This window comes from Pseudarthrobacter sp. rb, from assembly GCF_056389225.1.
Map to the genome: position 1 here is coordinate 17,567 of NZ_JBWJAR010000016.1, position 26,973 is coordinate 44,539.

Below are 26,973 nucleotides of genomic sequence, written 5' to 3' on the forward strand. Positions count from 1 at the left end.
TCCCGCCGTCGGCCGCCTGTTTGTCAGGCGTCGAGGCAGGCCGGGCCCAGCAGGACCTTCAGGTCGCCGAACAGCGACGGGCTGGGGTTCACCCGCAGGTGGACGGGCAGGCCCATGATTTCGGTCCGGGTGTCGCCCTGCAGGTGCAGCCGCACCTCCGAGTTGCCCCGGTGGGTGCGCAGGACATCGCCGAGTTCCGTGACCACGGCCTCGGTGGCCTTGTGGGTGGGCATGGTGATGACCAGGGGCCCGTTCAGCCCTTCGCTCAGGTCCGGAACGGACAGCTCCATGCAGTTCAGCGTGATGGCGCCGTCGTCGCGCTTCTGCAACCGGCCCTTGACCACCACGATCAGGTCCTCGGCCAGCACGGAGGCGATCGGCCCATAGACCTGCCCGAAGAACATGACCTCGATCGAGCCGCCCAGGTCCTCCACCTCGGCCCGGGCATAGGCATTGCCGCTGGCCTTCGCGATGCGGCGGCTCAGTGACGTGATCATGCCGGCGATGGTGATGATTGCTCCGTCCTGCGGCCCGTCCTCGCCGATGATGGAGGTAATGCTCATCTCTGCATGCTGGGCCAGGAGGCCCTCCAGGCCCTGCAGCGGATGGTCCGACACGTACAGGCCCAGCATGTCCCGTTCGAAGGAGAGCTTGTCCTTCTTTTCCCACTCGGGCAGGTCCGGGATCTCGATGCTCAGGGAGGACGATTCCGCCCCGGCGTCTTCGAAGCCGGCGAAGAGGTCGAACTGGCCGATGGCCTCGTTGCGCTTGAGGGTGATGACGGAGTCGATGGCCTCTTCGTGGATCATCGCCAGGGCGCGGCGGTGGTGGCCCAGCGAGTCGAAGGCGCCGGATTTGATCAGGGACTCGATGGTCCGCTTGTTGCAGACCACGGCCGGGACCTTCATCAGGTAGTCCTTGAAGGAGGTGAACGCACCCTCGCTTTCGCGGGCCGCCACCATGGCTTCCACGGCGTTGACGCCCACGTTGCGGATGGCGCCCATGCCGAAGCGGATGTCGTTGCCCACCGGGGTGAAGTTCAGGGCGGACTCATTGACGTCCGGCGGAAGCACCGTGATGCCCATGCGCCGGCACTCGTTGAGGTAGATGGCCGACTTGTCCTTGTCATCGCCCACCGAGGTCAGCAGCGCCGCCATATACTCCGGCGCGTAATGGGCCTTGAGGTACGCGGTCCAGTAGGAGATCACGCCATAGGCGGCCGAGTGGGCTTTGTTGAAGGCGTAGTCGGAGAAGGGCAGCAGGATGTCCCAGAGGGTCTTGACGGCCTCCATGGAGTAGCCGTTGTCCTGCATGCCCTGGGAGAAGCCGGCAAACTGCTTGTCCAGCTCGGATTTCTTCTTCTTGCCCATCGCGCGGCGGAGGATGTCGGCCTGGCCCAGCGAGTAGCCGGCGAGCTTCTGCGCCACGGCCATGACCTGCTCCTGGTACACGATCAGGCCATAGGTCCCGCCGAGGATCTCCTTGAGGGGCTCCTCCAGCTCCGGGTGGATGGGGATGACCTCCTGGATCCCGTTTTTGCGCAGGGCATAGTCGGTGTGGGCGTTGGCGCCCATGGGGCCCGGACGGTAGAGCGCCAGAACGGCGGAGATGTCTTCGAAGTTGTCAGGCTTCATGAGCTTGAGCAGCGACCGCATGGGACCGCCGTCGAGCTGGAACACGCCCAGGGTGTCGCCGCGGGCCAGGAGCTCATAGGACGGGGCATCGTCCAGCTCAAGGTTTTCCAGGTCCAGGTCGATTCCGCGGTTCATCTTGATGTTCTCGAGGGCATCGGAAATGATCGTCAGGTTCCGCAGGCCCAGGAAGTCCATCTTGATCAGGCCAAGGCCCTCGGACGTCGGGTAGTCGAACTGGGTGATCACCTGGCCGTCCTGGAAGCGGCGCATGATGGGGATGACGTCGATGATGGGGTCCGAGGACATGATGACGCCGGCGGCGTGCACGCCCCACTGGCGCTTCAGGCCTTCGATGCCCAGGGCCGTTTCGAAGACCTTGGCGGCTTCGGGGTCGGTGGCGATCAGCTGCCGGAAGTCCCCTGCCTCGCTGTAGCGCTTGGACTCCGGATTCTGGATGTCCGCCAGGGGAATGTCCTTGGCCATCACGGCCGGCGGCAGGGCCTTGGTCAGCGTCTCGCCCATGCTGAACGGGTAGCCCAGGACGCGGGAGGAGTCCTTGAGTGCCTGCTTGGTCTTGATGGTGCCGTAGGTGACGATCATCGCGACGCGCTCGTCACCGTACTTGCGCGTGACGTAGTCGATGACCTCGGAGCGGCGCCGGTCATCGAAGTCGACGTCGAAGTCGGGCATGGAGACGCGGTCCGGGTTGAGGAACCGTTCGAAGATCAGCCCGTGACGCAGGGGGTCGAGGTCGGTGATGCGCATGGCGTAGGCCACCATGGAACCTGCACCCGAACCACGCCCGGGGCCCACCCGGATGCCGTTGTTCTTGGCCCAGTTGATGAAGTCGGCAACCACCAGGAAGTAGCCGGGGAAACCCATGGACGTGATGACGCCGAGCTCGTAGTCGGCCTGCTTGCGGACTTCATCCGGGATGCCGCCCGGGTAGCGGTACTGCAGGCCCTTGTCCACCTCCTTGACCAGCCAGGAGGTCTCGTCCTCGCCGGGCGGGCAGGGGAACCGCGGCATGAAGTTGGCGTCGGTGTTGAAGGACACTTCGCAGCGTTCGGCGATGAGCAGGGTGTTGTCGCACGCCTCCGGGTGGTCGCGGAAGAGCTCCCGCATTTCCTGCGGGGACTTCAGGTAGTAACCGCTGCCGGAGAACGCGAACCGGGAGCCGCCGTTGTCATAGGTGGGTTCCAGCAGCGTGGAGCCGGACTGGATGGCCAGCAGGGCCTCGTGCGCCTTGGCGTCGTGCTCGTGGGTGTAGTGGAGGTCGTTGGTGGCCACCAGCGGCAGGTTCAGGTCCTTGGCCAGCCTCAGCAGGTCGCCGGTGACCCGCCGCTCGATGTCCAGCCCGTGGTCCATCAGTTCGCAGAAGTAGTTCTCCGCACCGAAGATGTCCCGGAACTCGGCGGCGGCCTCGAGTGCTTCGCGGTACTGGCCGAGCCGGAGCCGGGTCTGGACCTCGCCGGAGGGGCAGCCCGTGGTGGCGATGAGTCCCTCTGAGTACGTGTTGAGCAGTTCCCGGTCCAGCCGGGGCCACTTGCCGAAGACAGAGTCAAGGGAGGCGATGGAGGAGGCCCGGAAGAGGTTCCGCATGCCCACGTTGTTGTAGCTCAGGAGGGTCATGTGGGTGTAGGACCCACCGCCGGAGACGTCGTCCTTGCGCTGGGATTCATCGCCCCAGCGCACGCGTTCCTTGTCCGTCCGGGCAGTACCGGGCGTCACATACGCTTCGACACCGATGATCGGCTTGATGCCCTTGTCCGTGGCTTTGCGCCAGAAGTCGAACGCTCCGAACAAGTAGCCGTGGTCCGTGGTGGCGAGGGCCGGCATACCCAGGCGCTCGGTCTCATCGAACAGCTCCCCCAGGCGGGCAGCTCCATCCAGCATGGAATATTCGGTGTGGGTGTGCAGGTGGACAAACGAATCATTGCTGGAACTCACCGCACTATTCTAAGCGCTGCCCCCGGACAGTCCTGCCAGGCCGGCCGTGTCAGGCCTGGCCCGACTCCAGCACTTCCAGGGCGTAGGAAAGGTCCTGCGGGTACTCGCTGGTGACCGTCACGCGCTCCCCCGTCACAGGGTGGTCAAAGGCCAGTTGGCGGGCGTGCAGCCACTGCCGCGTGAGCCCCAGGGTGGCGGCCAGGCGGGGATCGGCGCCGTAGGTGAGGTCACCTGCGCAGGGGTGGCGGAGCGCGGAGAAATGCACCCGGATCTGGTGCGTGCGGCCGGTCTCAAGGTGGACTTCCACCAGGCTGGCCTTGCCGAACGCCTCCAACACCTCGTAGTGGGTTACGGAGGGCCGCCCGTCCTCGATGACGGCGAAACGCCAGTCGTGCCCGGGGTGGCGGCCGATGGGGGCATCGATGGTGCCCGTCAGGGGGTCCGGAAGGCCCTGCACCACCGCGTGGTAGACCTTGTCCACCGTGCGCTCCTTGAAGGCGCGCTTAAGGGCGGTGTAGGCGCGCTCGGATTTGGCCACCACCATCACGCCGGAGGTACCGACGTCGAGCCGGTGGACGATGCCTGCCCGTTCGGGGGCGCCTGAAGTGGAGATCCGGTAGCCGGCAGCGGCAAGGCCGCCCACCACAGTGGGCCCCACCCAGCCCGGTGAGGGATGGGCGGCCACGCCGACGGGTTTGTCGACGACGACGAAATCATCGTCGTCGAGCAGGATGTTCAGGCCTTCCACAACTTCCTCCACGACTTCAAGCGGGTCCCGCCGTTCCGGGACGGTGACCTCGAGAGTGTCCCCGGCCACGAGTTTTGCCGACTTGCCCAGGGCCTTGCCCCGGTTGAGGACGTGGCCGTCCGCGAGAAGGGATGCGGCGACGGAACGGGACACTCCCAGGAGGCCTGCCAGGCCGGCGTCCGCCCGCGCCCCGGCGTATTCTGCGGCGACGACAATGCGGTCAGTCATGGCCCGGCTTGTCCTTGTGTGCGCTCCCCAGCCGTGTACCGTCCAGGGCGATCCCGCGGATGGTCAGGATGCAGATGATGGCGACGGCGGACACCACCGCGGAGTCCGCGATGTTGAAAATGGCGAAATTGGGAAACTGGATGAAGTCCACCACGTGTCCCATGCCGAAGGACGGTTCACGGAAGAGCCGGTCCGTGAGGTTCCCCAGCGCCCCGCCGAGCAGCAGGCCCAGGGCAAGGGACCACCAGGCGGAGCCCAGCCGGCGGATTTGGAAAAGGATGGCGACGGCCACGCCGGCCATGATGATGGAAAACACCCAAGTGACGTTCTCGCCGATGGAGAACGCGGCGCCGGAGTTCCGGATGAAGTACCAGTGGAGCAGGGGCGGCAGCACCGGGATCCGTTCGCCTTCCACCATGGTGGAGGTGACCCACAGCTTGGTCAGCTGGTCCAGGACGTAGGCGAAGACCGCGAACCCCGCGAACAGGGACAGCAGCACCGCCCGGCGGGGGCGCGGCGAGGATGGGACAGGGCGTGCCGCGTCGGCGGCAAGTTCGTCAGTCATGGTGCTTTCAATTCGTGGAACTGGGTGTCAATGCCAAAAGCCGGTGGCCGAGGAATCCTCAGCCACCGGCTTTCAGAATACGTGCTGCCAGACTTAGTTGGCTTCGCTGACTTCCGGCGTCGCGACGGAGCCGCGGGCATCCAGGTCGCGGAGCTGGCCCTCGATGTAGGCCTTCAGGCGTGAGCGGTAGTCGCGTTCGAAGCCGCGGAGCTGCTCTACCTTGCGTTCCAGGACGGAGCGCTGCTGCTCCAGGGCGCCGAGGATCTTGCGGGACTTTTCCTGGGCATCGTTGACGAGGCTGCTGGCTTCGATCTGCGCCTCGGCGATGATCTTGTCCTTCTGGGCCTGGCCGTCGGCGACGTGGCGGTCGTGCATCTGCTGTGCCATGGCCAGCAGGCCAGCAGCGGACTCGGCGGAAGCAGTAGCGGCGGGAGCCTGTGCAACGGGCGCGGCGGCGGCCGGAGCGGCCGGCTGGACGTCCTTCTTCTTGCTGGCTTCGGCAGCCTTCGCGTCGGCTTCTGCCTTCTCGCGGGCTTCGTCCTTGTCGGCCTTGACCGGCGCGGGGACCTTTTCCACCACGGGGGCGGCAGCGGAGCTTGCCGGAACGCTGGAACCTGCTTCGGCGAGCTTCTTGCGGAGCTCGTCGTTTTCCTGGTTCAGGCGGCGGAGTTCAACGACGATTTCGTCCAGGAAGTCGTCAACCTCGTCCTGGTCATAGCCCTCGCGGAACTTGGTGGGCTGAAAGCGCTTGTTGACAACGTCTTCTGGCGTCAAAGCCATCTGGTCACCTCACTGGTCTGGTTAGTCAGTAGGCCTTCCGGCCGTCAAAACTAAGGTACCTAAATTTGGTCTGCTTACTCTAATTCAACACTGCGGTGTCAAACGGGAGGTTTCTTCGCTTTACAGTAGCCGTTCCGGGAAGGAACACACTGCATTGCGGGGTCCGGCGGGGAAAAATCAGGCCAGTCCCCTGGTGACGCTCATCGCGATACTGACACCGATGAACAGGATCAGGAAGCCCAGGTCCAGGGAGACGCCGCCGAGGCGGAGTGGCGGAATCAGCCGCCGCAGCCCCTTCAGTGGGGGGTCCGTGATGGAGTAGACGGCGTGTGCCACCACCAGGGCCGCACCCCGCGGCCGCCATTCCCGCGCAAACATCTGTACCCAGTCGAAGACCAGGCGGATGATGAGGGCCACAAAGAACAGCAGCAGGGCGAGATAGAGAAGTCCGAAAACAATTCCCATGACTTATTTCATATCTCCATATTCGTGCGGCCCGTCCATTGTGGCGGCCGCTGCCGTACTGCTGTTGTCTTGTCTATTTCAGCACAGATGCCAGGCAGGTGTCCCTGCCTGGCATCTCCGCGCAGCCGATGGGGCTTAGCTCTGGTTGAAGAAGCTGGCCTGCGTGTCGCTGGCCTTCTTGTCGTCACCGATCACTTCGACGTAGGACGGTGAGAGCAGGAACACCTTGTTGGTGACCCGTTCAATGCTTCCCCGCAGGCCAAAGACGAGCCCTGCCGAGAAGTCCACCAGGCGCTTGGCGTCGGCCTCGCCCATGTCCGTGACGTTCATGATCACCGGGATGCCGTCCCGGAAGCTCTCGCCGATGAGCTTGGCATCGTTGTAGGAGCGGGGGTGGATGGTGGTGATCTGGCGCAGACCGGTGTTCTCTTCGCGGCTCGAGGCCGCACGCTTAATGGGGGTCACAGGGGCGCGGTATTCCTCTTCAGGGGCGTAGGACGCCTCGCGGCTGACTTCGCGGACCGGCGCCGGAGCACGGCGTTCCTCGCGGTCAACTTCCATCGGTTCGTCCTCATCCTTATGTGTGGTCTGTTGCTCGGACTCGTAATGCTCATCGCCGTCGGCGAGCCCAAGATAGATCATTGTCTTGCGCAGAGCGCCGGCCATGGTCGACTCCTAATCGTGTCCCGTAAGCGGGCCGCCCAATGATTTGACAGCACTGGAGTCCCCCGCCCATCACTTCCAATAGGTCCGACGCTACCCCACGGCAGGACGGGAACCGAGAATATCGGAACCGATTCGCAGGTGTGTCGCCCCGAACCTGATGGCGGCCTCCAGGTCCTGGCTCATGCCTGCAGAGATGCCGGAGGCAGCGGGGTACGCTGCCACCAGCCGGGCGGAAACCCCGGCGAGCTTTTCGAACGCCGGTTCAGGCGGTGCTCCCAGCGGCGCAACTGCCATGACACCGGCCAGGCTCAGGCTGTCAGCCGCGGCGATCCGCTCTGCCAGGAGGGGCACGTCGGCGGGGGCTGCCCCGCCGCGGTGCGTGCCGCCGTCGCCGTCGTGTTCTCTTTCCTCAAGGCTGACCTGGATGAAGCAGTCCAGCGGGGACCGGCCGTTGGAGTCAATCTCGTTCCGCACAGCCTTTGCCAGCGCATCCACAAGCTGCGGCCGGTCCACCGAGTAAACGGCGGCCGCGTAGCGCGCCACGGATTTGGCCTTCTTTGTCTGCAGCTGGCCAACGAAGTGCCAGGTCAGGTCCAGATCGGCGAGTTCCAGCGCCTTGGCGGCAGCCTCCTGGTCCCGGTTCTCGCCGACGTCGGTGATCCCGAGGGCGGCCAGGCGCCGGATGTCCTCTGCCGGGTGGAACTTGGTGACCACGATCAGCGAGGGCGGACGGTCACTGCGGCCGGCGGCGCCGGCCGCAGCGGCGATCCGCTTCCGCACCACGGCGAGCCTTTCGGCGAGTTCCGCGCTGCGGGGATCATTCCCCTGCTCGTTGGCCGCCCGCTCAGCCATGGCACCAGACCAGGCCGGCGAAGCGGCCCGTGTTCCGGTCCCGGCGGTACGAATAGAGCGTTTCCGTCTCCAGAGTGCAGGCGCCGGCGTACTCCACCCCGACGCCGGAAGCCGCAAGCTGGGCGCGTGCGCCGGCGGGCAGGTCCAGCGCCGGCGTTCCCCAGGTGGTGGTGCTCCGCGTTTCCGGAACCAGGGCCGACACCTCGTCGCGCAGGGCTGCGGGGACCTCGTAGCAGGCCCCGCAGATCGATGGGCCCAGCCAGGCACGGATCCCGGACGCGCCAAGCGACTTCATGCCGTCCACGGCGGCCGGAAGGACACCGTTCGCGATGCCGGGGCGCCCGGCATGCACGGCAGCAAAGACGGGCCCGTGTGCGGACTCCCCCGCCAGCAGCACCGGAATGCAGTCCGCCACCATGACCGCCAGGGGCAGGCCACGGGACACCATGGCATCGGCCTCAGGGGCAGGTGACCCGGCCTCCATGATCGCCACGGTGTTGCCATGGACCTGGTTCATAAAGCGCAGCGAGCCGGGCGCCGCGGCGATGGACTCTTCCAGGCGCGACCGGCGCTCCTGGACCGCGGCGGGATCGTCCCCCACGTGCAGGGCGAGGTTTCCCGCCCCCGCATCGGTGAATGCGGCCGACACCCCGGGGAGGATGTCGGCGCGCCAATGGAACAAGCCGCTGCCTACTTCAGGAAGTCGGGAACATCCAGGTCATCCGGGTGGGTGCCGGACATGTCCGGCTCCACCACGGACGGCAGGTCGACGTCGAAGCCGGAGTCCGCCGGAACGGCCTGCGGGCGCTGCTGACCCCAGTTGCTGAGTCCCGCAGCGCCGACGCCTGCGTGGATCGGCTGGACGTTCTGCTGGTGATTCCCGTTCCCCTGGTGGCTTCCGCTTTGCGGGTGCGCCGAAGCCGGAGCAGCAGCAGGGGCGGCCGGCCGCTGGGGCGCGGCCTGCGGCTGGGACTGGTCCATGGAGGGCGAGGTGGCCTTGACGTCGTCAAAGCCTGCGGCAATCACGGTGACGCGTGCTTCATCACCAAGGGCGTCGTCGATGACGGCACCGAAAATGATGTTCGCCTCGGGGTGGGCCACTTCCTGGACCAGGCGGGCGGCCTCGTTGATTTCAAACAGGCCCAGGTCGGAGCCACCCTGGATGGACAGCAGCACGCCGTGGGCACCGTCGATTGATGCTTCCAGCAGCGGCGAGGCGATGGCCAGTTCGGCCGCCTTGACGGCGCGGTCTTCACCGCGGGCCGAGCCAATGCCCATGAGGGCCGAGCCGGCACCCTGCATAACTGACTTGACGTCCGCGAAGTCGAGGTTGATCAGGCCGGGGGTGGTGATGAGGTCGGTGATGCCCTGAACACCGGACAGCAGGACCTGGTCGGCGGAGCGGAACGCGTCAAGGACGGACACGTTGCGGTCGCTGATGGACAGCAGGCGGTCGTTGGGGATCACGATGAGGGTATCCACCTCGTCGCGCAGGGCGTCGATGCCTGCCTCGGCCGAACCGGCGCGGCGGCGGCCTTCGAAGGTGAAGGGACGGGTGACCACGCCAATGGTCAGGGCGCCGAGCGAACGTGCGATCCGGGCGACGACGGGTGCGCCGCCGGTGCCTGTGCCGCCGCCCTCACCGGCGGTGACGAAGACCATGTCGGCGCCACGGAGGACTTCCTCGATCTCGTCCGCGTGGTCCTCGGCGGCCTGCTTGCCTACCTCGGGGTTGGCGCCTGCACCGAGGCCACGGGTCAGCTCGCGTCCGACGTCGAGCTTCACGTCGGCGTCGCTCATGAGCAGGGCCTGGGCGTCGGTGTTGATGGCGATGAATTCAACACCCCTGAGGCCGACCTCGATCATGCGGTTGACTGCGTTCACGCCACCGCCGCCGATGCCGACGACTTTGATGACGGCCAAGTAATTCTGCGGAGCTGCCACGTTACGTGTCCCTTGTTCGTGTCTTATTGCGAAAACTGATGGTGAGCTTGAAACCCTCAACCCTAACCCTCCGGTTGAAGGTTAGAGTTATGTCAAGTAACTCTTGTCTGTGACGGTATTTCCTCTGGTTCCGACATTCAATAACCGGGTCCGCGTGTCGGATTAATACCGGGGAAAGAAAGCGCTCAGCGCGTCACGGGGTGCCGGGGCACACTGACATCGTAGACCCTGACCGGGTTCTTGGGGTCGGCCGGAGCCTTGAGGAGGGCGGCCAGGACCTTGGCCTTGAGTTCCTTCTCCGAGGCGTTGCCCCACACGATGGTCTGGCCGTCGACGAGCTTGAGTTCCACGGCATCCACGGACTGTGCGGACGCGTTGGAGAGCTTCGCCAGGACGTCGGCCGGCAGGGCACCCAGCACTGCGGCAGTGGCGCGGAACAGGTCCTGCCCGATCGCACCGGCACCGCCGTCGATGACCGGCAGTGATGCCGTCGCCGGATCGTCGGTGGTGGCCAGCTGCACGCCGTCGACGTCCACCAGCTGGTACTGCTCCCCCTGCTTGACGAGCGCCACAGGCACCCGCTCATGCACGGCAACGGCGAGGGTGGACGGCGGCCGTGCCTCGACGGACACGGATTTGACCTGGACCAGGGAGCCGAGGAGCCCGCGTACGTCGTCGTCGCTGATCTGGGGCAGCGGCTTGCCGCGGAGTGGCTCCAGCACCGTCTGCACCTGGGCGGGCGTGACGAAGTGGGTGCCCGTAACCGAGATGGTCTGCAGGGCCAGGACCGGCGAATAGTTGGCGGCTGCCAGCAGCCCCACCACCAGCGCAAGCACTGTTCCGGCAGCTGCCAGGACTTTCTTCCTGCGGCGCCGGCCTTTGGGCTCGGGGAACGCCAGCACCGTTGCCCCGGAAGGTTTCTCCGCCTTCGCCGCCTTGAGCGCCGGCGCCTGGTCCGGGATGCTGCGGGATGCCGTGATTACATCGCCACCCGTGGAGGCGCCCGGCGTCCCGGATGATCGGGGTTCTTTCTCCGCGCTGTCCGCGGGCGCTGCGCCGGGGCGGCCATTCCGCCGGGGCGGGGCGTAGGTGGGACGGCGGGAGCTAGGCACGCAGCGCCTCCACAATCCGCGGGCCGTAGGCCGTGACATCACCGGCGCCGACGGTGAGGACGACGTCCCCGTCCGCGGCGGCCTTTGCCAGGGTTTCGACGGCGTCCGCCCCGCCTGCCAGCCTTCCGCCCGCTGTGAGGTGGTCGGCAATGAGCTGGCTGGTGACGCCCGGAATGGGATCCTCCCTGGCGGGATAAATGTCCAGGACCAGGGCGGTATCGGCAAGGTTGAGGGCGTCTGCGAACTGCGCCGCAAACTCCCGGGTGCGGGAAAACAGGTGCGGCTGGAACAGGACGTGGACCTTGTGGCCGCCTGCCACCGAACGCGCGGCGGTGAGGGCGGCACGTACCTCCGTGGGGTGGTGGGCGTAGTCATCAAAGACCCGGACGCCCCGTACCGACCCTTTCAGTTCGAAACGTCGCGAGGCGCCGGCGAAGTGGGCCAGGCCGGCGGCGGCAGCCGCCGGGTCCACTCCGAGTTCAAGGGCGACGGCGAAGGCGGCGGCCGCGTTCAATGCGTTGTGGCGTCCGGGGACCTGCAGTGACAGCCCGTACCGGGCGCCGTGTGCTGACACCGCGACGTGGCCCGGGCCGTCGTCGTGCAGCCGGACGTCCGCAACCTCGCTGGTGCCGTACAGGACCACCCGGGTGTTGCGCCTGGCCCTGGTGCGCTCCGCCAGGGCCAGTGCCCCGGCGTCGTCCGCGCAAGCCACCAGGAGGCCGTCCGCCGGCAGCAGCGCCGTGAAGCGGTCGAAGGACTCGTACACGGCTTCGGCCGTGCCGTAGTAGTCAAGGTGGTCGGGCTCCACGTTGGTGACGACGGCGATGCGTGGCCGGTAGTTCAGGAAGGACCCGTCAGATTCGTCGGCCTCGGCCACGAAAATGCCGGACGTGCCGTGCGCGGCGTTGACGCCAAGCGCGGGGATGTTGGCGCCGACCGCAAACGACGGGTCCAGGCCCGCTGCCTGCAGCAGCACGGTGACCATGGACGTGGTGGTCGACTTGCCGTGCGTTCCGGCCACCGTGACCACGGTGTCACCACCCATGGTGGCTGCCAGCGCCTGGGACCGGTGCAGGACGGGCAGGCCCGCCTTGCGGGCTGCCGCCAGTTCGGGATTGTCTTCACGGATTGCCGAGCCGGCCACCACGGTCTGCGCGTCCGCCAGGTTGCCGGCGGCGTAACCGACGGCGATGCGCGCACCGGCCGCGGCGAGGTCCGCCATCACGGGCAGGTCCTTGGCGTCGGAGCCGCTGACCGGGACGCCGCGCGCCACCATGATGCGGGCCACGGCGGACATTCCTACTCCCCCAATGCCGATGAAGTGCACCTTGCCAAGGGATTCCAGGCTGGGGGTGTTGTGGGCGTTCATGCAGATACCGCTTCCAGGACAAGACCAGCCATGCGCTGGTCGGCGTTTCGGATGCCGAGCCGGTAGGACTTCGCTTCCATGGCGGCAAGCCGTGCTTTATCGGTGATCAGCGGAACCAGTTCGCGCGCAACCCATTCCGGGGTGAAGTCGCGGTCGGCCACCAGTACTGCGCCACCTGCGGCAACCAGCCCCGCTGCGTTCAGTGCCTGCTCCCCGTTGCCGATGGGCAGGGGCACCAGGACCGCCGGAACTCCGACGGCAGCGACTTCACAGACCGTGGCAGCCCCGGACCGGGCCAGCAGGAGGTCGGCGGCGGCGTAGGCACGTTCCATGCCGTCGACGTACTCCACCTGCCGGTAACCCTCAGCGGCAAGGGGCTGTCCGGTCTGGTCCAGGACGGTTTTTCCGCGGCCGGTGACGTGGAGGGTCTGGATACCGGCCTCCGCAAGAAGGGCCACGGAGGCTGCGATGGTCCGGTTGATGCTCTGTGCGCCGGAGGACCCGCCGGTGACGATCAGGGTGGGCCGGTGGGGATCCAGTCCAAGGGCCTCGCGGGCGGCGGTGCGGGCAGTCTTCCGGTCCAGGCCGGAAATCTCCTTGCGCATGGGCATGCCGACGTGCACCGCATTGCGCAGCGGGGTGCCCTCGAAAGCCACGGCAACCCGGCCTTTGAGGAAGGCCCCCACCCGGTTGGCCAGTCCCGGCCGGGCGTTCGCCTCATGGATCACCAGGGGTATGCCGCGCTTCCGCGCCGCCAGGTACATGGGCGTGCAGACGTATCCGCCTACGCCCACCAGCACGTCGGCCTGCGCCCGGTCCAGGATGGCGCCGGCCTGCCGGACGGCACCGGCGAGCCGGGCCGGCAGGCGAAGCAGGTCCGCGGATGGCCTGCGGGGAAACGGCACCCGGTCGATCGTCGCCAGCTGGACGCCGGCGGCGGGAACCAGCCGGGTTTCCATTCCCGACGGCGTTCCGACCGCCAGGATTGAAGCATCGGGGGCTGCGCTGCGCAGGGCCGCCGCGATGGCGAGCAACGGGCTGATATGGCCGGCTGTTCCGCCACCGGCCAGGACGATGGAAGGTTGTGTCGGAGTCATCTGGGGTTAGGCACGCTTTCTGGAATTCTTTGGTTGGTTCTTGTCCCGCCCCGGCCGGAGCTTGAACTTCAGCATCCGCTTGGGGCGAATGGCAGGAGCCATCTGCTCCCGGGCCAGGGAGAGGACCACCCCCACCGCACACAGCGACATCAGCAGGGCCGAACCGCCGTAGGAGATGAACGGCAGCGGAACACCGATGACGGGCATGAGGCCGGTGACCACGGACATGTTCACGGTGGCCTGGCCCAGCAGCCAGACCATGATGGTGCCGGCGAGGACCCGGTGGAACATGTCCTCCTGTGCCACCACTACGCGGTAAATGGCCGCGCCGAGGATGGCGAAGAGGACCAGGACGACGACGGTGCCCACCAGGCCGAGTTCCTCCCCGATGATGGCGAAGATGAAGTCGTTGTGGGCTTCGGGAATCCAGCTGTACTTTTGCCGGCTCTGCCCCAGGCCCACGCCCAGCCAGCCTCCGGATGCCAGGCCATACATGCCGTTGGTGGCCTGGTAGTTGGCGTCAATCCCGTCCGCGCAGGACTGGCCGGTCCACCAGGAGGTGATGCGGCACATGCGGTTTGAACTGGTGACGGCCATGACTGCGGTGCCGGCGGCGGCGATGATGCCCGCGATGCCGAACAGGTAGAGCGGAACGCCCGCGAAGAACAGGGCCGCCGCCATGATCATCATGATGATCATGGCGGTCCCCAGGTCGTTGCCCACCAGGATCAGGACGATGACGATGGCTGCCATGGGTATGGCGGGTACCAGCACGTGCTGCCACTTGCCCAGCAGCTTGCCCTTCCGGGCCAGCACGGTGGCCAGCCAGAGGGCAAGGGCCAGTTTGGCTGCCTCGGAAGGCTGGAACGTGATGCCGCCAAGGTCGATCCAGTTCCGGTTGCCGTTGATCTCGCTGCCCACCACCTGGACCAGGCCCAGGAGCAGGACGGCCACCCCCACGGCGGGCCATGCGAGGCGCTTCAGCCAGACAACGTTGATGCGTGAGAGCACGAACATGGTGAAGATGCCGATCGCGGCGAAGACTCCCTGCTTGAGCGCGTCGCCGTAAGGGGACTTGCCGGCGGCGATTGATTCAACGCTTGAGGCCGAGAGGACCATCATGATGCCGATGGCGGTCAGGGCCAGGGTGGCACCAAGGATGAGGTAGTAGGTGGAGCCGTTCCGGGACTTGCCCGTGCCCTCCAGCGCGGACCAGAACCGGCGGTACACGGTGCGCAGCTTTGCCCCGGCTGCGGCGGGCCGCCGGATGGCGGTTGAGCCGGGACGGGGTTTGCCACCCGTCGGCTTAACACCCTGCTGCCGGGTGGGCGTGCTGACCATTGTTACTCCTCGCCGGTCTGGGCCTGCCCTTCCACCAGCTCGCGGACAGCGTCGATGAAAGTACCACCACGGTGAGCGTAGGAAGAGAACTGATCCATGGAAGCAGCTGCCGGAGCCATGAGCACGGTATCGCCGGATTTGGCGAGCCGGGCCGCAGACGCAACGGCCCAGGACATCACCTGTTCTCCATTGCCGGGGGTACCGGCAGTGGTGCCGCCGGGCGCCGAAGCAGTCTCCACTCCTTCAGTGTCACCTGCCCCCGGTTCGATCACCGGGACATCGGGCGCGTGTCGCTGGAGGGCTTCCCGGAGGTGGGACGTGTCTGTTCCGATCAGGACCACGGCCTTGAGCCGCGCTGCGTGGTCCCGCACCAGGTCGTCATAGCTCACGCCTTTTGAGAGCCCGCCGGCAATCCAGACCACGTTGCTGAAGGCCGACAGGGATGCCGCCGCGGCGTGGGGATTGGTGGCTTTGGAGTCGTTGACCCATAGGACCCCGTTCATGCGGGCCACAGGCTGGATCCGGTGGTCGCCGGGCACGTAGTCCAGGATGCCCTGGCGCACAGCCTTGGGCTCCACGCCGTAGGCGCGCACCAGGCCGGCGGCGGCAAGGGCGTTGGCCACCATGTGGCGTGGGGCCAGCGGTCCAAGGTCGGCCATGGAGGCGAGTTCGGCTGCGCTGTTCCTGCGTTCTTCGATGAACGCCCGGTCCACCAGCAGCCCCTCCACCACTCCGAGCATGCTGACGGCCGGCGTCAGTGTGGTGAAGCCAACGGCGCGGCAGCCCTCCACCACGTCGGCGTTTTCCACCATGCGTTCGGTTTCCACCTGCTCGGCGTTGTAGATGCAGGCTTTTTGGGTGCGCTCGTAGACCTTCGCCTTGTCGGCCAGGTAGGAATCATAGGAGCCGTGCCAGTCGACATGGTCTTCGGCCACGTTGAGGCAAAGGCTGGCAACAGGCGACACCGATTCCGCCCAGTGCAGCTGGAAGCTGGAAAGTTCCACCGCAAAGACGTCGTACTCCACGGGATCCCGAAGGGCATCAAGGATAGGGGTGCCCACGTTGCCCACAGCAATGGCTTTGAGTCCTGCGGCCCGCAGCATCGATTCCGTGAGTCCCACCGTCGTGGTCTTCCCGTTGGTCCCGGTGATCGCCAGCCAGTCGGCAGTCTTACGGCCTTCCCTGATCCGCACGCGCCAGGCGAGTTCGACGTCGCCCCACACCGGGATGTGTGCCCTTGCCGCTGCGGCCAGCAGTGCCTGGTCCGGACGCCAGCCCGGCGAGGTCACGATCAGATCCGGCAGTTCGCCGTCGATCCGCGGGAGGTGGGTCACCGCGTCGGGGCCCAGCAGTACATCGGCGGCGCCGACGATTTTCAGGGTATCGGCGTGTGCGCGCGCGGTGTCGCTGGTGGCAGCATCCACCACCACCACGCGGGCACCGAGCTCGATCAGGGTGTCCGCGGCTGCGAACCCGGAGACGCCGATGCCAGTCACGGCTATGCGCAGGCCGGCCCAGTCGGAGTCCCAGGAGACAAGGTTTGCCAGGCGGGGGGAAACGGTCACAGCAGTACAACCCATTCAGCGTAGAAGATGCCCAGTCCAACGGCGACGAAGAGTCCGCCAAGGATCCAGAACCGGACAACGACGGTCACCTCGGCCCAGCCCTTCAATTCAAAGTGGTGCTGCAGCGGCGCCATTTTGAACACACGTTTGCCGCCGGTTGCCTTGAAGTAACCTACCTGGATGATGACGGACAGCGTGATGAGCACGAAGAGGCCGCCCACGATGCCCAGCAGCAGTTCAGTGCGGGACAGGATGGCGAATCCGGCCACGGCTCCGCCAATGGCCAACGACCCGGTGTCGCCCATGAAGATCTTCGCCGGCGAGGTGTTCCACCAAAGGAAGCCCACCAGGGCGGCGCTGAGGATGGCCGCCAGGAGTGCCAGGTCCAGCGGATCCCGGACGGAGTAGCAGCCGCTGCCCGCTTGCCGGGGGGAACCGCAGGCCTGGTTGCTCTGCCAGATGCCCATGAGGGTGTAGGCGCCGAAGACCATGATGGCGGCTCCGGCGGCAAGGCCGTCCAGTCCGTCGGTCAGGTTCACGCCGTTGGTGGCGGCGGTGACGATCAGGTTGGACCAGATGACGAACAGGACCGCGCCGAGGACGGTGCCGCCAAAGGCGAGGTCCAGCCAGGGCAGGTCGCGGACCAGGGAAATCTTTGTTGACGCAGGCGTCAGCCCGGCGCTGTTGGGGAAGTTCAATGCCAGGATGGCGAAGACGATGCCGACGGCCGCCTGGAGGATGAGCTTGGCTTTGGCGTTCAGGCCCAGGCTCCGCTGCCGGGAGATCTTGATGAAGTCGTCCAGGAATCCCACCAGGCCCATGCCCACCATGAGGAACAGCAGGATGAGGGCTGAGGCCGAGGGGCCGGGTGAGTCCGGGTTCATCATCAGCATGATGAGGTGGGTGAGTCCGTAACTCAGCAGTACTGCGGCCACCACTACGGTGCCGCCCATGGTGGGCGTCCCGCGCTTGGTGTGGTGGGATGTGGGGCCGTCGTCACGGATGAACTGGCCGTAGCCGCGGTGCACCAGCAGGCGGATGAACAGCGGGGTGCCCACCAGGGCAAAGAGCAGGGCCAGTCCTGCGCCGATCAATAGAGCAATCACAGCAGAGTGCTCCTTTCGTCGGCAGGGGTGGGGGCTGGGGGTAATGCTATCCGATCGCCCAAATGGCGAAGTCCTACGCTGTTGGAGGACTTGAACAGCACCAGGTCGCCCGGCTCGAGTTCTGCGTCCAGGATGTCGTAGGCCTCATCAAGCGTCTCCGCGAAGAGGCATTCATCGCCCCAGGATCCCTCCTGCACGGCGGAGACGTAGAGGGCCCTCGCTTCCCGGCCCACGACCAGCAGCCGTGAGATGTTGAGGCGGACAACCTGGGTGCCGACGGCAGTGTGCTCACGAATGGAGTCCTCGCCGAGTTCCAGCATGGCCCCCAGCACCGCCCAGGTGCGACGTCCCCGGCCAAGGTCGGCCAGGGTGCGAAGGGCGGCCCGCATTGATTCGGGGTTGGCGTTGTAGGCATCGTTGATGATGGTGACGCCGTCGTGCCGCTCGGTACGCTCCATGCGCCAGCGGCTGGCGGCTGCCTGGATGCTCAGTGACTCCGCGATGTGGTCTCCGGGCACGCCTGCAGCCCAGGCTGCCGCGGCGGCTGCCAGGAGGTTTCCCATGTGATGGGCTCCGATGAGCCTGCTGCTCACGTGGCGGGGAGCGGCGCCGTCGGGAAGTTGGAGATCGAATTCGGGGCTGCCCCCGGCGTTGGTATCGGCATTCAGGGCCTGCACCTGGGCGTCCTGGCGGCCTTCCGCGGAAAAACCAAGGACCGTGGCCTGGGTGCGGCTGCGCATGGCGGCGACGCGTTCGTCGTCGAGGTTGATGATGGCCGTTCCCTGGGCGGTAAGGCCTTCAACCATTTCGCCCTTGGCCAGCGCAATGTTCCCGACTCCCCCGAACTCGCCGGCGTGTGCGGTGCCCACTGCCAGGACAACTCCGATGTCCGGCTTGACCATCTCCGCGAGGTAGCGGATGTGGCCAATGCCCGTGGCTCCCATTTCAATGACCAGGTAGCGGGTATCGGTGCCCGCCCGGAAGACCGTGAGCGGGACGCCCACCTCGCCGTTGTAGGAGCCCTGGGGAGCCACGGTGTTGCCCTGCGTTGCCAGGATTCCGGCCAGCAGGTCCTTGGTGGTGGTCTTGCCGGCGGATCCGGTGATGCCCACCACCGTCAGCTGGCTGCCGGCTTCTGCACGGGCGGCACGGATGCGGCGGACGGCTTCGGCGGCGAGGGCTCCCATCGCCAGGACGGCGTCGTGAACCACGATGGAGGGGTAGGCGGTGCCGTCGGGGCCGGGTACGGGGCGCTCGACAAGTGCCAGGACCGCACCGGCAGCGAAAGCTGCGTCAATGAAGTCGTGGCCGTCGGCGTGCTCGCCCGGCTTCGCGACGTAAAGCGAACCCTGGATGGCTTCGCGTGAATCCGTCACCACCGAGAGGGGCGTAATTCCGGGATCGGCGTCCAGGCGCCCGCTGGTGATTTCGGCGATTTCCGCCGCAGTAAATGCAATCATCTCGGTCTAGGACTCTATCCGGTCGTCTTGGAGAACGTTGAATCCCCTGGCTGTCAAGGCGGTGCGCAGTTCAACCCTGTCGTCCAGGGCGAGGTTAACGCCCTTCACTTCCTGCCATACCTCGTGGCCGCGGCCCGCGACGAGAATGCTGTCCTGGGGGCGTGCAAGGGCCACGGCATGCCGGATGGCCTCCTCCCGCGGGAAGACCTCCAGCACGTCGGCGCCCAGGGACTCCGTCTCCAGGGCAACACGTGCCCCGGCCAGCACATCGGCGCGGATCGCTGCCGCGTCCTCGTCGTGCGGGTCGTCGTCGGTAATGATCACGGTGTCTGCGAGCCGGGCCGCGATGGCACCCATTGCGGGGCGTTTGCCCTGGTCCCGCTGCCCTGTGGCGCCGAAAACGACGATCAGGCGCGAGTCCGGTTCCGGGGACCTGACAGCTTCCAAGGCCCTGGCCAGGGCGTCGGTGTTGTGCGCAAAGTCCACCACGGCAGCAGGCCGGTCGGAGATCAGCTGCATGCGCCCGGGCACGGCGACGGTGAACGGGTCGGCATTGTCCAGGGCCGCCTGCAGGTCAGAGAGTCCGACGCCGGACGCCAGCACCATGAGCACGGCCAGGGCAGCGTTCGCGACGTTGAAGCTGCCGGGCAGTCCGGTGTGGACGTCCAGGACGGCGCCGTCCGGACCCGTGAGGGTGAAGCTGGTCCCGAGGCCACGCGGCGAGGCCGAGGTAACGGTCCAGTCCGCCGGGCCCGAGCCACTGGTGCTGAGCGTGGTGACCGGCACCTGGGCGCTGCCGGCCAGCCGCCGGCCCCACTCGTCGTCGACCGTTACTACTGCCTGCCGGGCACGCCCTGGAGTGAAAAGCTCTGCCTTGGTGGCGAAGTACTCCTCCATGGTGTTGTGCAGGTCCAAGTGGTCCTGGGTCAGGTTGGTGAACCCGGCCACGTCGAAGACAAGTCCGTCCACCCGCTGGTAGGAGATGGCATGCGAGGACACTTCCATGGCCGCGGCGTCGAGCCCTCGTTCGTGCATGAGGGCGATGAGGCCGTGGACCTCGGGTGATTCCGGAGTGGTGAGGAGGCTGGGAATCGCCTTCCCGCCGGCCAGGATCTCGATGGTCCCGATCAGCCCGGTCTGCCGGCCCAGGGCACGCAGCAGTGAGGTGATGAAGTAGGTGGTGGTGGTCTTCCCGTTGGTACCCGTGACACCGAAAAGCTGCAGCGGGCGGCCGTCCGCTGACTGGCTGCGGTAGATCATGGAAGAGAGGGGTCCCACCTCGTTGCGCGGCTTCGCGACGACGAGCACGGGCACCGGCGTGTCCGCGGACAGGGCAAGCAGGCGTGCACCGGCGTCGTCCGTCAGAACGGCCGCCGCCCCGGCGCCGATGGCGTCGCTGGCAAAGTCAGCGCCGTGCCTGCTGGCGCCCGGCAAAGCCACATACAGGTCGCCGGCCTCCACGGTGCGGGAGTTGAGGGATATGCCTGTGATTTCCACGTCAGCAGCAGGAGCGGGCACCGCTACGCCAAGGGCCTGCCCGACGGCGGCCAGCGGGACGGGCGCAACGGCTTCAGGCCGGAAGCGGCCTGCGCTTTCATCCCGGGCAGTATCGCTGCCGGGCGTGGTGAACTCTGACAAGGGAATCTCCGATGGTGCTAGTGCGTGCCCGGCATGGTTCGGCCCGGGCACTGTGATGCGCTGGATGCTGCTGGTACTTCCGGCCTGGAACAGCCGCTATTTGGCGTACTGGGGCATCCTGGCCGGCTCGCCGGTTGAAGGCTGGACGTTGTAGGTCCGCAGCGTCTGGCTCATAACGGAGCGGAACACCGGTCCGTTGGTGATGCCGTAGATGCTGCCCTTCGGCCGCTGGAGCACCACCTCCACAATAAACCGCGGATCATCCATCGGCGCCATTCCCACGATGGAGGCGGTGTAGCCGCAGTAGCCGGACTTGCCGTCGTCGCAGGGCGATTCGGACGTACCCGTCTTGGCTCCCACCCGGTAGCCGTCGATGCCCGCATCCTTGATTTCGCCCTCGGTGACGGCGCTTTCCAGGATGTCCTGGACCTGCTGGGCCGTGCTGTCCGAGACGACCTGCCGGGACGGCTGCGCCGGGACCTTTTCCTCAGTCCCGTCGGGCGAAATGTACGAGTCGATCAGCCGTGGCTGCAGCATGACGCCGTTGTTCGCGATGCTTTGGTATGCCCGGACCGTCTGGAGCGTGGACTGCGAAACGCCCTGCCCGAACAGGACGGTGTACTGCTGGCGCCCGTCCCACTGGTCCGGGGGCGAGAGGATGCCGGAGGCCGTTGCCGGAAGTCCGATGTCCGGTGCCTCGCCAATGCCGAACTTCTTCAACCAGTCGTAACGCTGTTCCTTGCTCAGCCGCTGGCCGGCCATCACGGTTCCGGTGTTCATGGAGTAGCCGATGATTCCCGCCAGCGTCCGTTCCTCGGTGCCGTGGGTAAACGCGTCGCTGAACGTCTGGCCGTCCACGGTGTAGGTGGGCGGAATGGTGAAGGTATCCAGTGGCTTGGCAAGGCCTTCATCGATCACAGCCGCGGCCGTCATCATCTTCTCCACCGAGCCGGGCTCATACGCTGCGGTCACGGAGCGGACGCCGCGGTCCTTCGCTGCCACCAGCCCGGGGTTGTTGGGATCCGGGGAGTTGGTGTCGGCCAGGGCAAGCAGGTTGCCGGTCTTGGCGTCCATGACGATGATGACGCCCCATTCGGCGCTCAGTTTGTCCGCCTGGCTCTGGATGGCCTGCTGGGCAAAGTACTGCAGGTCAGAGTTGAGGGTGAGTTTGACGTCCTTGCCGTTCTGGGGCGGGGTCAGCTCGTCAAGGCCCACGGGAATGCGGAGCCCGTCCGCGCCGATCTCGAACAGGCGCTTGCCGTCCGTTCCCTTCAGCTTGTCGTCCTGTGTCTGCTCAATGCCGGCCTGCCCGGTGGTCCCGTCCTGGAGGAATCCCACCACTCCCCCTGCGACCGCACCGTTCGGGTAGACGCGCTTGCTGACGCCTTCGGCCACGATGCCCGGAACCTGGAGCTTGGAGATGCGGTCCTCAACATCGGGCTTCACGTCCTTGGCCACGATGTAATACGGCTGCTGCCCGGTGACAGCGTCCCTGACGGCATTGGTGTCCATGCCCAGGGCCGAGGCGAGTTCGGAGATTGCCTGGTCGCGGCTGACGTCCACCAGCTTTTCGTGGCCGTCGGTTTGCTCCAGCCGCTTGTAGGAGTCGGTTTTAGTGTTGACGCGCTGGTCAACCACGATGTTGTAGCGGATCACACTGTTGGCCAGGACAGTGCCGCGCGAGTCCAGAATGCTGCCCCGCTCCGCCGGCAGGATGGCCGACGTCATCCGGCTGTTCAGTGCCGCTTCCGCCATGCCGCCGACGTCCAGCCCCTGGACCAGGAACAGCTTCCCGCCCACCACCAGCAGGAGTGTGAGCATGATGCCCAGCCCCAGCCGCAAGCGCTTCGTGGCGTTGGGTACCTTGCTTTTTCCTGCCGTGCCGGTCGTCTTCGCCACCGTGTATTTCCTTGCTGCTCGACGCTGCTGCCTTACCTGCCTGCCGGCCTACTGTCCGGGGACCTTCTGCTGCGGCGCCGGGACGGAGCCGCCGTGAAGTTCGGGGGCCGGCTTCGCCGCAGCTGCTGCGGCCTGCGCTGCTGCAGCCGCCTGGGCTGCGGCTGCCTGGGCGGCATCGGCGGAGGGAGCCGCGTTGCCGGCGGCCGGCGCGGCGGCCTTGTCACCGGTTGCCCCCTTGGCATCCGCGCCCTTCGCCGGCGGCACGATCAGCTGCCCTGCCACGGCAGGCGACGGGATGACTGCTCCTGTTGCCGCGCCCTTGACGGCGGGGGTGGCCTTTCCTGTTACTGACAGAGTTGACAGGTCGATCTGGCCCTTTACGGTCGATGCCACCATGCCCAGCTCGGTGGCCTTGGCCGCGAGGTTCTGCGGGGCCTCGTAGCTCTGCACCTGCTGGGTGAGGTCCTGGTTTGCCTTGGTCAGCGAGCTCTGCTTGGCACGCAGCTCCACCAGCTGGTACTGCGCGGTGGACACCGAGATGTTCAGGACCAGCACCGCAACCAGCGCCACTGCGAGCATCGCAAAGCACAGCACAACGAAAGGGGCACGCCGCTTCCGCGGGGCGGAGCGGACCACGGAGAGCGGTGTGCGCGCTTTTTGTCCCCCGCCAGGTTTACCTGCAGGCCTGGTATCGGGCGCCGAGCTGCCGGAAACAACGGGAAAGTTCTTGACGGCGGCGGTGCTCATGCAGCTCTCCTGGCTCTGATTCGTTCTGCCGCGCGGAGCCTGGCGGAGGCGGCGCGCGGGTTTTCAGCGATTTCGACGGCGGTGGGCACCTCAGTGCCTTTGGTCAGGGTCTTGAGTTCGGGCTTGTGTTCTTCCAGCTCCACCGGGAAACCAAGGGGAGCCGAAGACTTGGAGCGGGACTGGAAAACACCTTTGACGATCTTGTCCTCCAGTGAGTGGTAGGACATGACCACGATGCGGCCGCCGAGGGCCAGTGAATCGACGGCGGCGGGAACTGCCCGTTCCAGGACGTCGAGCTCTTCGTTGACCTCGATCCGCAAAGCCTGGAAGGTCCGTTTGGCGGGATGTCCACCGGACTTCGCAGCGGACGCCGGAACCACGGAACGGATCTGCTCCACCAGTTCGCCTGTGGTGGTGAAGGGCTTGGCCGCCCGCGCTGTGACGATCCTGTTGGCGATCCGCCCGGCGAACTTTTCCTCTCCCCACTTGCGGATGATCCGGACAAGGTCCTCTTCGCTGTACGTATTGACTACGTCCGCGGCGGTTTGGCCCCGGCTGGTATCCATGCGCATGTCCAGCGGCGCGTCGAAAGAGTAGGCGAATCCGCGTTCACGCTCGTCCAGCTGCAGCGACGAGACGCCCAGGTCCATGAGGATTCCGTGGGCTTCGGCCACACCGAGGTCTGCCAGGACGTCCTGGATCTCGTCGTACACGGCGTGTACCAGGTCAGTCCGGGCGGCGAACGGAGCAAGCCGTTCCCCTGCGAGGGCCAGCGCTTCCTCGTCCCGGTCGATGCCGATGAGGTGGAGGTCGGGAAACCTCTGCAGCATGGCCTCGGAGTGTCCGCCCATGCCCAGGGTGGTGTCGACGGCAACGGGGGTCTCGCCACGCAGCCTTGCCGCTTCGAATCCCGGTGCCAACAAATTGATGCACCGGTCGCGAAGGACCGGCACATGGCGTTCGGACGTGGGCTTGGGTTGATCGGTCATGCCTGGTCCTTTCCCGCCGTCGTTGTCCCCTTGATGCTTCTGGGATCAGATCCCCATCCGCGCCTACCGTTCCGCCCGCCTGGCTCCGGGGAAGGTGAGCCAGGTTGGCAGCCGATGGGCCGGCTGGAGATCTCATCCAAGAAACCCCTGCCACCCCGTTCCGGAATTCAGAGAATGCCCGGAATGGGATCGTCAGTTTCGGAAAAGGCCGTTTCCTTCTCCGCGAGGTATTCATTCCAAGCCTGGGCGTCCCAGATCTCGGCGCGGGTTCCGGCGCCGATGACGGCAAGTTCCCTTCCGAGTCCTGCATACTCCCGGAGCGCCGGTGGAATGGTCACGCGCCCCTGCTTGTCAGGTACCTCGTCAGAGGCTCCAGAGAGAAAGACGCGGATGTAGTCACGTGCCTGCTTGGAGGAGATTGGAGCCTCCCGCATCTGCTCGTGGACCCGCGCAAATTCCTTCTCGCTGAAGACGTAGATGCAACGCTCCTGGCCCCTTGTGAGCACCAGGCCGCTCGCAAGCTCCTCGCGGAACTTAGCGGGGAGAATGATCCGTCCCTTTTCGTCCAGACGCGGCGAGTGAGTGCCCAGAAACACTGGCCCACCGCCTGTCCGCCGTCAGGAACTGCACATCCCCTATGTTGCAACCACCCTCTTATGTCCTCCACATTACTCCACTTTCCACCACAGTCAACGCAAAACGGCCCGGCGCGGGGCCCAAATATGGGAAAAGTCCCTTGAAATGCCGCGGATTGGATGCCGTGGTGGGAAGTGGAGGAAATTTCGCACCCGCGCCCGTCGCCTGAATTCCGTCGACCGGAGGGAGCCCCGGAATTTGCGGGAAATAGCCGATTAAATAGGAAAAGACCCGCCGGAGCGGGTCTTTTCCTGCGGCCCCCTGTTGCGGGGGGAGCAAAATGGAGGAGCCTGGAGCCGGATGGCGGCCGGGCTTCCGGGGTGCCTAGGGTTCACCCCTGCGGCGCTCGTCCCACCGCTCTTCAAGGCTGCTCATAAACGAACTCCTTTGCTTGCCGGGCTTTCCCCCGCCGGCCCTGGACCCGGCTTTGCCACGGGAGCTGCGCATGGTGGCGAAGTAAACGCCGCCGCCCATGACCACGAAGCCCAGCACTCCCACAAAGATGTTCTGGAGGGTGACCCCGACCAGAAGCAGGAAGACGCCGGCCAGCGCGCCGAGAACCCCAATGACCACATGCCTGGTTGACCATGAACGCCCCGGGTCCGAACCCATAGAGTTCGCAAATTTCGGGTCGTCCTCGTGAAGCTGCTTTTCAAGCTGCTCAAGCAGCTTCTGTTCGTGCTCCGACAGCGGCATCACGACCTCCTTTTGTAGGCCAACGTCCGGGCTGATCCCAGCCATAACTTCTACTCGGATGAACGCGTGCTGCTGCTGGAAAGTTCCCGCTTGGCCAGCCATTGCCAAAACGGGAACCCAGCATGCAGTCGCGGGAGCGGAAGCATGTCCAAGAGGGTCCGGCAGTAAGTCCATTCACTCGAAACTATGTACCTCTAAGGATAGATTGTTGAGGGCTGATCTGAAAGACGGCAATGACTTCGGCGGACCCCGTCAGGCGGGCCGTTGCGCGCTGTCCCCCGGCCGGTTTTCCGGCTCCATCAGGCGGGCAGGAAGGACCGATTTGTTGCCGAATTTGCGCGCTACCTCGTCCAGTGCCTGCTCGGCCGCGCGCCAGTTGTCATCCCTGCGGTCAATGCTCAGCTGGAGCGAGGTCCGGGCCGCTTCCTCAAGCTGCTCGGCCCTGACCCCCACCAGCCGGACGGCCATGGCCCTGGTGCCGACCGACTCCAGGAGCTGGAGTGCCACCGCATAGATCAATTGGGCGCTGTCCACCGGTGTCTGGACGGTTCTGCTGCGGGTAATCGTGGAAAAGTCGGCGAACCGCAGCTTCAGTGCCACGGTCCGGGCCACCATCCCGGAACTCCGCAGACGGCCCGCGGTCCGGTGCGAAAGCCGCAGCAGTTCCCGCCGGAGGAGGGCGTCGTCGTCGGTATCCGTGGCAAAGGTCTCTTCCGCTCCGATGCTCTTTTCCAGCCGCACCGGCGTGACCGGACGGGGATCGATGCCCCAGGCGAGCTGGTGAACGTGCTCCCCCGTCGCGCCCAGGACCTTCTTCAGCGACGACACCGGGGTTGCGGCGACGTCCGCCACGGTGCTGATTCCCATCTTTGCCAGGACCTCTTTGGTCTTGGCGCCCACACCCCAGAGCGCACCCACGGGCAAACTGTGCAGATAAGGCACGGTCTGGTCCGGTCCGATGAGCAGCAGGCCGTCGGGCTTGCACCGGGTGGACGCGATCTTGGCAACGAACTTGGTCTCGGCAATCCCTACCGATGCGGTGATGCCAAGTTCCGCTGCGACCCGGCGCCGGATCAGCTCGCCAATTCCCCTGGGCGGCCCCAGCCGCCGCAGGGCTCCTGTAACGTCCAGGAAGGCTTCATCCACACTGAGCGGCTCCACGAGTCCCGTGATGGATTCAAAGATGGCCATCAGCTGCCCGGACACCTCGTAGTAGAGCTTGTGCCGGGGTTCGATCACTACTGCCTGCGGACACATCCGCATGGCCACGGCCATGGGCATTGCGGATTTGACGCCAAACGCCCGGGCCTCGTAGGACCCCGAGAGAACCACGGAACGCTCCCCCGGGAAGCCGACGATGACGGGCTTGCCGCGAAGTTCGGGGCGCGTGCGCAGCTCCACGGAGACAAAGAAAGCGTCCATGTCTACGTGCATGATGCACGTGCGCCGCCGGCCCGGAAGGCGCGCGGCGGATGCCTGGTTCATA

The 26,973-nt window shown here is 66.1% G+C and carries 23 protein-coding genes; all 23 read right to left on the reverse strand.

Translation table 11 applies throughout. The features are described 5' to 3' along the window. Positions 1-23: 23 nt before the first annotated feature. Complete coding sequence (dnaE, locus tag ACWRN3_RS17900; protein ID WP_324644771.1) at positions 24-3,584, reverse strand: DNA polymerase III subunit alpha; 3,561 nt, start codon at positions 3,582-3,584, stop codon at positions 24-26. 49 nt (positions 3,585-3,633) lie between these two features. Continuing rightward, positions 3,634-4,560, reverse strand: a complete 927-nt coding sequence (locus ACWRN3_RS17905; RefSeq protein ID WP_476741465.1) for an RluA family pseudouridine synthase — start codon at positions 4,558-4,560, stop codon at positions 3,634-3,636. Further along, a complete protein-coding gene (lspA, locus tag ACWRN3_RS17910) occupies positions 4,553-5,125 on the reverse strand; it encodes a signal peptidase II (protein ID WP_324644769.1) in 573 nt (190 codons plus the stop codon). Before lspA ends, ACWRN3_RS17905 begins: the two co-directional genes overlap by 8 nt. A gap of 93 nt (positions 5,126-5,218) precedes the next feature. Continuing rightward, positions 5,219-5,905 (reverse strand): DivIVA domain-containing protein, encoded by a 687-nt coding sequence (locus ACWRN3_RS17915; RefSeq protein ID WP_255175152.1) that lies wholly within the window; start codon positions 5,903-5,905, stop codon positions 5,219-5,221. A gap of 177 nt (positions 5,906-6,082) precedes the next feature. After that, complete coding sequence (locus ACWRN3_RS17920) at positions 6,083-6,370, reverse strand: YggT family protein (protein ID WP_043453045.1); 288 nt, start codon at positions 6,368-6,370, stop codon at positions 6,083-6,085. A gap of 135 nt (positions 6,371-6,505) precedes the next feature. Then, positions 6,506-7,036 carry a cell division protein SepF gene (locus ACWRN3_RS17925; RefSeq protein WP_175318304.1) on the reverse strand — a complete coding sequence of 177 codons (531 nt, stop codon included), beginning with the start codon at positions 7,034-7,036 and terminating at the stop codon, positions 6,506-6,508. A gap of 90 nt (positions 7,037-7,126) precedes the next feature. Beyond that, positions 7,127-7,888 carry a YggS family pyridoxal phosphate-dependent enzyme gene (locus ACWRN3_RS17930; protein WP_476741466.1) on the reverse strand — a complete coding sequence of 254 codons (762 nt, stop codon included), beginning with the start codon at positions 7,886-7,888 and terminating at the stop codon, positions 7,127-7,129. Next, on the reverse strand, positions 7,881-8,570 hold the full coding sequence (locus tag ACWRN3_RS17935) for a purine nucleoside phosphorylase YfiH/LACC1 family protein (RefSeq protein WP_476741467.1): 690 nt from the start codon (positions 8,568-8,570) through the stop codon (positions 7,881-7,883). The genes ACWRN3_RS17930 and ACWRN3_RS17935 overlap by 8 nt, the downstream gene beginning before the upstream one ends. 8 nt (positions 8,571-8,578) lie before the next feature. Further along, positions 8,579-9,832: a cell division protein FtsZ gene (gene ftsZ, locus ACWRN3_RS17940; protein ID WP_476741468.1), complete on the reverse strand. Its 1,254-nt coding sequence runs from the start codon at positions 9,830-9,832 to the stop codon at positions 8,579-8,581. Positions 9,833-10,017: 185 nt separating this feature from the next. After that, positions 10,018-10,944 carry a cell division protein FtsQ/DivIB gene (locus ACWRN3_RS17945; protein WP_476741469.1) on the reverse strand — a complete coding sequence of 309 codons (927 nt, stop codon included), beginning with the start codon at positions 10,942-10,944 and terminating at the stop codon, positions 10,018-10,020. After that, the gene (murC, locus tag ACWRN3_RS17950; protein ID WP_476741470.1) at positions 10,937-12,313 is read right to left on the reverse strand and encodes a UDP-N-acetylmuramate--L-alanine ligase; all 1,377 of its coding nucleotides are present in this window, start codon (positions 12,311-12,313) and stop codon (positions 10,937-10,939) included. The genes ACWRN3_RS17945 and murC overlap by 8 nt, the downstream gene beginning before the upstream one ends. Further along, positions 12,310-13,410, reverse strand: a complete 1,101-nt coding sequence (gene murG / locus ACWRN3_RS17955) for an undecaprenyldiphospho-muramoylpentapeptide beta-N-acetylglucosaminyltransferase (RefSeq protein WP_476741471.1) — start codon at positions 13,408-13,410, stop codon at positions 12,310-12,312. Before murG ends, murC begins: the two co-directional genes overlap by 4 nt. A gap of 6 nt (positions 13,411-13,416) precedes the next feature. Further along, positions 13,417-14,751, reverse strand: coding sequence for a putative lipid II flippase FtsW (ftsW, locus tag ACWRN3_RS17960; protein ID WP_476741472.1), 1,335 nt, complete (start codon positions 14,749-14,751; stop codon positions 13,417-13,419). 2 nt (positions 14,752-14,753) lie between these two features. Continuing rightward, complete coding sequence (gene murD, locus ACWRN3_RS17965; protein ID WP_476741473.1) at positions 14,754-16,331, reverse strand: UDP-N-acetylmuramoyl-L-alanine--D-glutamate ligase; 1,578 nt, start codon at positions 16,329-16,331, stop codon at positions 14,754-14,756. Continuing rightward, positions 16,313-17,422, reverse strand: coding sequence for a phospho-N-acetylmuramoyl-pentapeptide-transferase (gene mraY, locus ACWRN3_RS17970; RefSeq protein ID WP_255175143.1), 1,110 nt, complete (start codon positions 17,420-17,422; stop codon positions 16,313-16,315). The genes murD and mraY overlap by 19 nt, the downstream gene beginning before the upstream one ends. Further along, a complete protein-coding gene (locus ACWRN3_RS17975; protein WP_476741474.1) occupies positions 17,419-18,882 on the reverse strand; it encodes a UDP-N-acetylmuramoyl-tripeptide--D-alanyl-D-alanine ligase in 1,464 nt (487 codons plus the stop codon). The genes mraY and ACWRN3_RS17975 overlap by 4 nt, the downstream gene beginning before the upstream one ends. Before the next feature lie 6 nt (positions 18,883-18,888). Next, the gene (locus ACWRN3_RS17980; protein WP_324644759.1) at positions 18,889-20,520 is read right to left on the reverse strand and encodes a UDP-N-acetylmuramoyl-L-alanyl-D-glutamate--2,6-diaminopimelate ligase; all 1,632 of its coding nucleotides are present in this window, start codon (positions 20,518-20,520) and stop codon (positions 18,889-18,891) included. A gap of 96 nt (positions 20,521-20,616) precedes the next feature. After that, positions 20,617-22,419 (reverse strand): peptidoglycan D,D-transpeptidase FtsI family protein, encoded by a 1,803-nt coding sequence (locus ACWRN3_RS17985; RefSeq protein ID WP_476741475.1) that lies wholly within the window; start codon positions 22,417-22,419, stop codon positions 20,617-20,619. Positions 22,420-22,467: 48 nt separating this feature from the next. Further along, the gene (gene ftsL / locus ACWRN3_RS17990; protein WP_476741476.1) at positions 22,468-23,166 is read right to left on the reverse strand and encodes a cell division protein FtsL; all 699 of its coding nucleotides are present in this window, start codon (positions 23,164-23,166) and stop codon (positions 22,468-22,470) included. Continuing rightward, positions 23,163-24,155: a 16S rRNA (cytosine(1402)-N(4))-methyltransferase RsmH gene (gene rsmH / locus ACWRN3_RS17995; RefSeq protein ID WP_255175139.1), complete on the reverse strand. Its 993-nt coding sequence runs from the start codon at positions 24,153-24,155 to the stop codon at positions 23,163-23,165. Before rsmH ends, ftsL begins: the two co-directional genes overlap by 4 nt. 167 nt (positions 24,156-24,322) lie before the next feature. Then, positions 24,323-24,751: a division/cell wall cluster transcriptional repressor MraZ gene (gene mraZ, locus ACWRN3_RS18000; RefSeq protein ID WP_018763545.1), complete on the reverse strand. Its 429-nt coding sequence runs from the start codon at positions 24,749-24,751 to the stop codon at positions 24,323-24,325. 364 nt (positions 24,752-25,115) lie between these two features. Then, on the reverse strand, positions 25,116-25,487 hold the full coding sequence (locus ACWRN3_RS18005; protein WP_476741477.1) for a DUF3040 domain-containing protein: 372 nt from the start codon (positions 25,485-25,487) through the stop codon (positions 25,116-25,118). Between the two features lie 252 nt (positions 25,488-25,739). Next, the gene (gene dinB, locus ACWRN3_RS18010) at positions 25,740-26,972 is read right to left on the reverse strand and encodes a DNA polymerase IV (protein WP_476741509.1); all 1,233 of its coding nucleotides are present in this window, start codon (positions 26,970-26,972) and stop codon (positions 25,740-25,742) included. Position 26,973: the final 1 nt, after the last annotated feature.